Origin of the sequence: Trinickia symbiotica, assembly GCF_002934455.1 — a bacterium.
GTDB lineage: Bacteria > Pseudomonadota > Gammaproteobacteria > Burkholderiales > Burkholderiaceae > Trinickia > Trinickia symbiotica.
This window is the reverse complement of sequence record NZ_PTIR01000047.1, coordinates 1-7105: the sequence shown is the minus strand read 5'-3', so window position 1 is coordinate 7105 and position 7105 is coordinate 1. Positions and strand designations below refer to the sequence as shown.

The window sequence follows — 7105 nt, the reverse complement described above, 5'->3', positions numbered from 1 at the left end:
AATCGCGCGCCATGCTCGAGAAGAACCTCGCAGCTCTGTCCCCCACCACCCGACGCAAAATCGTCCACGATAACGTCGCGAAGCTTTACAACATCGGCTAATCGGCCTTCTGCCCATGAACCCTGGAGCCCATGAGTGAGGAATTATTGCCAATTGACTCAACCGAAGTTCCTGTGTTCCGTCCGAGGAAAGCGATGACAAATAAGACAAACTCGGCTAGTTCCGACGCTGAGCCAGCGATCTCGTCGCGCTCGGCGGAGTTCGCATTTGGAACCCGCTGGGACGATCTGCCCAAGGTCGTCCAAAGCGAGTCTGTCCGGACCTTCGTCAATTGGGTCGCTTGCGCTGTGGGCGGCGCGCGGACAGCTTCAGCCGATGCGGCGATCAATGGGCTTCTGAGGATGTCCGGCGCCGGCACGACGCCGGTGCTAGGACGACGGGAAAGGCTGCAAGCGGCTGACGCCGCACTGGCGAACTGCCTCACCTCCGCAGCCGATACATTTGACGACACCCATCTCAGCACCATCACCCATCCGACTGGGCCTGTCGCAGCCGCGATCCTGTCGGTAGCTCAGACCCGACAGGTCTCGGGTCAAGAGTTCCTTCGCGCGCTCGCAATTGGCATCGAGATCGAATGTCGGATCAGCGCCGCGATCACGGCGCCGGGCTCCGGAGCTAGTCAGGGATGGTATATCACCGGGGTATCTGGCGGGATCGGGGCCGCGGCCGCGGCCGCGTTGTTGCTGGGCGCGTCGCATGCAGAGTTCATCACGGCATTGGGGCTTGCCGCCAGTCAAGCCGCCGGCTTGAGAGCGACGCACGGTAGTATGGCAGTTGCGTTCGTTCCCGCCTTTGCGGCTAGAAATGGGCTCGCCGCAGCACAGCTTGCGATGGCTGGATTCACATGCGGCGACAAAGTAATCGAAGGCCGAAACGGCCTGCTCCCGGTACTGGCCCCCGACGCCGATCCGACCGTGATTTATCGCGATCTCGGTATTCAGTTCGAACTGCTGGGCAATGCCTACAAGCCGTACCCTTGCGGAATCGTCATTCACCCGAGCATCGACGGATGCCTGGACATCGCAAGACGTGCCGGTTCATCCAATGCTATCGCCCAAATCGAACTTGACGTGCATGCCGACGCCCTCTTCCTTTGCTGGCGCAAGCTGCCTACCACCGAACTCGAAGCGCAGGTTAGTCTGTTCCACTGGGCGGCCGCGGCGTTGGCCAGGGGACAGGCAGGACTCGATGAGGGAAATGCGGCGGCGATTGCCGACCCCGAAATCCGCAGGCTGCAGTCCGTCATGAATGCGAAAGTGGACCCCGCTCTCGCAAGCGGTCAAGCTCGAGTTCGTGTGTCGCTGAATGACGGCACGGTTCTCCACAGCAACGTGACGCAGACGACCGGCAGTCTTGAACGTCCAATGACCAACGAGGAACTGTCCGCCAAATTCCGACTTCTGGCGAGCCATCGTTTGAGCGATGAAAGCGTGGATACGCTGCTGCAGTCTTGCTGGCTGCTGCCTGAAAGCCTGGACGCCGGAAACATCGGGCGTCTGGGAGCGCTCTCCTGACTGGCGGGACGGGCTGCGTCGGGAACACGTGCCGCGAATGAATCACCGAATGCACCGTGGCGGGAAATCGTATTTTTGTGAATCACGGAAGGAGGAAAAATGAGTGCCTACGTCGTTGCCGAAGTCGAAGTAAAAGACCGCGCCGCTTACGAGAGCTATCTCCCTATTGCGGCGGAGGCTTTGAAGATTTACGGCGGAAAATTTATTGCACGAGGCGGCGTTGCCGAAGCGCTCGAAGGGGAACCGGCGAAACCTCGCGTCGTGATTATCGAGTTCGCGTCCGCAGAGCAAGCGCGTCGGTGGCACAGTTCGCCTGAGTACGCACCGGGCCTCAAGATGCGCCAAGCAGCGGCGGACGCACGTCTGCTGCTGGTCGACGGTCTCTGAACCCTGTTGTGATGCGAACCGCAATCGCCCATCGTGGGCGACACAAGGGGTGACGGGGCGGAATCCGAGTCAAAGTGTCGGCACGCGCCACGTGCCGCTTTGAAACGAACCTGTTCTTACCAATGCCCAACGCGAACCCAAGAAGCGGTGACAGCCAGCCGGCGGTCCGCAGACGCGGCCGCCCGCGCGGCGACGAAGCCAGAGTGGCCATCCTTGAAGCGGCTTATGCCGTGCTGGAGGAAGGTGGGCTAGTTGGCTTCACCATAGAAGGCGTTGCGGCCCGGGCGGGCGCAGCCAAAACGACTATTTACCGCTGGTGGCCGAGTCGCGAGTCACTCGCCGTTGCTGCGTTTCTCTCCGTCGCGCTGCCTCGTATCTCTTTTTCGACCACGGGCTCTGCAGCCAACGCGATCCGATCGCAAATGCGGCGGCTCGTGGCGGTATATAGCGGTAAAACTGGGCGTGTCGTTCGCGATCTCGTTGCAGCGGGCAACAGCGACCCGACTGCGGCTGCGGCATTTGTCGAAAGCTACGTACGACAACGACGCCAAGCTGTACGCGAGGTGCTCCAGCGCGGAATAGACGCTGGCGAGTTTCGTGCCGAAATCGACATGGAGGCCGCCATCGACGCGTTGTATGGCCCCGTGTTCTACAGACTTCTCGTAGGTCACGGGCCGCTAGAAAAAGCGTGGACAATGAGTGTCGCGGATCTGGTTCTCGACGGATTGACGCCAGACCCCTTCAGCGCACCGGGCGAGGAACATTTCAACGCCAACTCGTTGGATCCGCTGTCGGCCGGTCCCATCCCCAGTTCGTGACGCGCGTCGAGCAAAGATATGTTGTGCATCTATCCCAAGGAGAGATTCGATTAGGACAACGCGCGCCGGATGGGGCCAGCAGCCATTGAGCCAAGGTGTATCATCTGGTCGTCGTGGACGAACCGTATCTTTTCTTTATGCCAACTGCCAACGTAAAAAGTGTCGATGACCAACCTCCCGCCCGTCGCCCCGGACGCCCGCGGGGCGACGAAGCGAGAGTGGCTATCCTCGAAGCCGCCTACGCAATTCTGGAGGAAGGTGGTCTGGCCGCCTTCACGATAGAGGGTGTTGCGGCACGAGCAGGGGCAGCTAAAACAACCATATATCGCTGGTGGCCAAGCCGAGAGTCACTCGCTGTCGCAGCTTTCCTGTCTGTTGCACTGCCGCGGATTTCTTTTTCGAGCACAGGCTCTGCGGCCAACGCGATACGGTCGCAGATGCTCCGCCTCGTGACCGTCTATAGCGGCAAGACGGGGCGCGTCGTTCGAGACTTGGTCGCCGCTGGCAACAGCGACCCTGTCGCTGCAGCGGCCTTCGTCGAAAGCTACGTCCGCCAGCGGCGCCAGGCCGTCCGCGAGGTGCTTCAGCGCGGTATTGATGCAGGGGAATTCCGTGCCGACATCGACTTCGAGGCCGCCATCGATGCGTTGTACGGGCCAGTGTTCTACCGTCTTCTGGTCGGTCATGGAACATTGGACAAAACGTGGACGAAAGACGTCGCCGACATTGTTTTGGCGGGGTTGAAGCCGCAGGCACCTGAGATAAAAAACGGTGATCAGTCGCGGACTGGCACTAAAGGTACCAAGGCGCGGCCCGACCGAGTATCCCGCGGCTCCTGATCGAACGCCTCTTTAAAGTAGTATCATCCCGCAACCTCGTCGGGCCCGGCCCCCAGTTGGCCGGGCTTGCCCATGCTCCTCCCTGGCGCGCAAGCCGCGCGGCCAACGCAAAGAGTCATCTACCCGCCTGCCTGCCCTCGGGTCTGCTCCGGACTGCCTGTTGCACTTCTACGCATGGTAGTTTAATCTAAAAAGGAAACGATACGTTTCATTTCTAAATAGACCGTAACGTGCAGCACACGCCAGAGTTCGCATTATTCATATGAATATGTCGAATAGGCGGGGCTGCCCGTCATCAACGGCGCGACGCCCTAGGCCGAGCGCTGCGAATTCGATGCTCCCGACCTGCTTATCGATCAAGAGATGAAGATCACCCGCCTGCGTACAAAAGTCGTCCAACTGCCGATCGACCCGCCCATTCAAGGCATCACGCGGCCGGTGAAATCAGCGGATTGCGTCCTAACTTTTCTCGATACCGACGAAGGCATCGTCGGCGAGGGCCTGGTGCTGACGCTCAACAACCGTCGACTCGGCGTAGTCCATCAAATGATTCGCGACCTCGAAGATCTAGTCATTGGTCTCGATCCTTGTCTCGGCGGCACGCTCAACGCTCGCGCGTGGAAAGATCTTAACTTTCTAGGCTACGAAGGCGTGACAATTATTGGTCTCGCAGCATTGGATGGGGCGTTGTGGGACCTTCGTGCGAAGGCGGCCGGGCTAAATGTCGCCCATCTGATCGGAGCCTGCCGCTCGTCCGTCCCTGTCTATGCCAGTGGCGCACTATGGCTGGGATCCTCGATCGATCAATTGCAGAGAGACGCGGCCGACTTAGTTGCGCGGGGCTTCCGCGCCGTAAAGACGCGAGTCGGCCCCACCGACCCGAAGCGAATGTTTGAGCGCGTCGCCGCCATTCGCGAAGCGATCGGTCCGGACATTGGCCTCATGGTTGATGCAAATCAGCAGATGACTGTCAAACAAGCCATACATATGGGGCGCATGCTGGAGGACTTAAATTTGACATGGTTCGAGGAACCGGTGGCTTGTCACGACCACGCGGGTGAAGCGCGGATCTCGGATGCACTCGACGTACCCATAGCATCGGGCGAAACCGTATACACGCATCGCGGCATTCTGGAAATGCTCCAGGCTCGCTCGGCCGACATCCTCATGCCGGACCTGCAGCGCATGGGGGGGCCGACTGAGTTCTTAAAGGCCGGGCATCTGTGCGAGGCGCATAACGTTCCGTGTGCGAGCCACCTTTTCACGGAAATGAGCCTGCCGTTATTGGCCACGCTTCCTAGCGGCTATTACCTCGAACATATGCCGTGGCTGGAGCCCATCTACCGGGAGCGAGTCGAACTGGATCAGGACGGGCACGCTATCGTTCCAGACCGGGCGGGTTGGGGCTTCAGCTTTGATCCCGAAGCGATCAACCGCTATGCCGTCAATTGACCAACGAGCACTAAGCAAACCGCCGATGCTTGCAACACGCTGGCACCTGGCGTGACATGCATCGTGAATAAAAGCAAGGAATCTGCAAAATGACCACGACTGGTTTATCCGCCCCTGAACGTCTACGCGCGCTACTCGCCGAGCCCGGCTTCATCGTCATGCCCGGGGTATGGGATGGGTTGACTGCGAAGATCAGCGCAGGCGCAGGATTCAAGACTGCCTTCATTCCCGGGTCGTGCGTTGCCGCTGGCCGGCTTGGCGGCCCAGACCTCGATCTGCTCTCGTTTGCGGAGGTCTTCGACTCGTTCAACATGGTTATTGGCGCGTCGCCCAGCACGCTGGTGGTGGTCGATGGCGACCATGGGTACGGAAATGCCATGAACGTGCAGCGAACCGTGCGTGCCTATGGCCGGGCCGGCGCCGCGGCCATTCTGATCGAGGACAAGGTCACGCCTCGAGCCTTGTCCTCGTCAGGGAAACACTGCTTGCCTCGCGCCGAGGCGCGGATGAAGATTCGTGCCGCTGTCGAAGCCGCGAAGGATTCGGGGATATTGATTCTTGCGCGTACGGATTGCCGCCCCACACAGGGAATCGACGAGGCCTTGGCCCGGATCGAAATGTACGCAGAAGAAGGCGCCGACATTCTCTTTCTGGACGCGCCCGCCGATGAAAGCGACATTCGCCGTACCGTCGAGGCCGCGAATAAGAAACCCGTCTTTGCAACGCTGTCGCCTGGTAGGCAGAAAGCAACTCCGTCACGTACCGAAGCCGAAAAACTTGGTGTAAAGATCGGAGCCTATCCAACCGCCCTGCTTTCGCCTGCAGCAGCCGGCATGAAAGCGGGGATCACAGCATTGGCATCAGGCGCCGCCGCGGCTGAAAGCGCACTGCCGACCGCCGAACTACACGGGATGCTCGGATATGCCGAATATGACGCACAGGCGGGCCGGTTCATTCCACAAGAATGAAGAACACAGAGAACACCAGCCCGGCACAGGCAATACAGGATGGATCCAACGCGAATTGATTTCTGTTTCGAGCAGGGGTTCACGCTTTTTATCAACCTCGGCAACCGACAGCCGCATTGACCAAGGGGCAGTTATGAGCAGCGCAAGCAATGAGGGGGCAAGCTGTGGCCCCATTGACGAAGAATTTTCAACGTTCCAAGCTAACGCCTTGGAGCAAGACAACCTCTATGCTTCGCATAGAGCTAACGCTCGTCGAACATGGCCGAATTCCACCCGCGTCTATGACTGGTTAGACCATCATCAGCCTTTGCTTGAGTTCAGCTGATGCTACGCTGCAGGCAGTATAAGGTCCAGGCCAAGATTCAAATTCGAGCTTTCATGAGGCGGTATTGCGCGCACCGACATGGGCCCCGGTATCCGCGATGAGTATCGAACACCGAGACGTGCTCTGCGCGCACTACCATCACTTATCGCAAGCTGCAGCTCGAGCGAGCTGCGCCGTTCCACCCCACGCCACGGCGATGCCAAGAGCTTCCAAAATAGTTCTTCGGTACATGCAGGGTCCGCTGGAGTCAGGACCGACAGAACGCAGCGAATACCGGCGGAATGCTCCAAAGCAATTTAGACCGCCTCGACGCTCGGCGCAACGCCGAGAGGTTCTCATTGAGAATCTGAACCAAAGCATTTAAAAACGCCCCACATCGTTTCACCGGGTCAAGCAGCAAGCGACTGCCAGCCCCCCGGTCTTGGTTATCGCCCCAGTTCCCGCGTCTGTTCCAACCATCACTCCCCCGCCACCATCGGTCACTCCCCAGCCGCATCACAATGATGCAGTGTGCGCGACCGCGACCTGCCCGTACATTCCTCGCTTGCATACTCTTCGTATTGCATTGCCGCCTCTTTTGAACTATCGTAACGCTACGCTACGTATCGTTGCACGATCACACGAACAGGACATCGACACATGACGAGCATGCCAAGCACAGCAGTCCAGCAGGCGAGCCAAATCGCATCGCGATGGCTCGAACTGTTCAACGCCGCCCTGAGCACCCGCAACCCGACGCGAC

6 protein-coding genes are annotated in these 7105 nt (G+C 59.5%); all 6 read left to right on the top strand.

Annotated elements, in window-relative coordinates; genetic code table 11:
* Nucleotides 1-131 precede the first annotated feature (131 nt).
* A complete protein-coding gene (locus B0G57_RS30510) occupies nt 132-1574 on the top strand; it encodes an MmgE/PrpD family protein (RefSeq protein WP_051090071.1) in 1443 nt (480 codons plus the stop codon).
* A gap of 99 nt (nt 1575-1673) precedes the next feature.
* Nucleotides 1674-1961, top strand: coding sequence for a DUF1330 domain-containing protein (locus tag B0G57_RS30505; protein ID WP_018441874.1), 288 nt, complete (start codon nt 1674-1676; stop codon nt 1959-1961).
* A 203-nt stretch (nt 1962-2164) separates the two neighbouring features.
* Entirely contained in the window at nt 2165-2779 is a 615-nt protein-coding gene (locus tag B0G57_RS30500) for a TetR/AcrR family transcriptional regulator (protein WP_199189663.1), read from the top strand.
* A gap of 95 nt (nt 2780-2874) precedes the next feature.
* Nucleotides 2875-3618, top strand: a complete 744-nt coding sequence (locus tag B0G57_RS30495; RefSeq protein ID WP_223258724.1) for a TetR/AcrR family transcriptional regulator — start codon at nt 2875-2877, stop codon at nt 3616-3618.
* A gap of 363 nt (nt 3619-3981) precedes the next feature.
* Nucleotides 3982-5070, top strand: a complete 1089-nt coding sequence (locus B0G57_RS30490) for a mandelate racemase/muconate lactonizing enzyme family protein (RefSeq protein ID WP_018441877.1) — start codon at nt 3982-3984, stop codon at nt 5068-5070.
* Between the two features lie 89 nt (nt 5071-5159).
* Nucleotides 5160-6038, top strand: a complete 879-nt coding sequence (locus B0G57_RS30485; RefSeq protein ID WP_020566324.1) for an isocitrate lyase/PEP mutase family protein — start codon at nt 5160-5162, stop codon at nt 6036-6038.
* Nucleotides 6039-7105: the final 1067 nt, after the last annotated feature.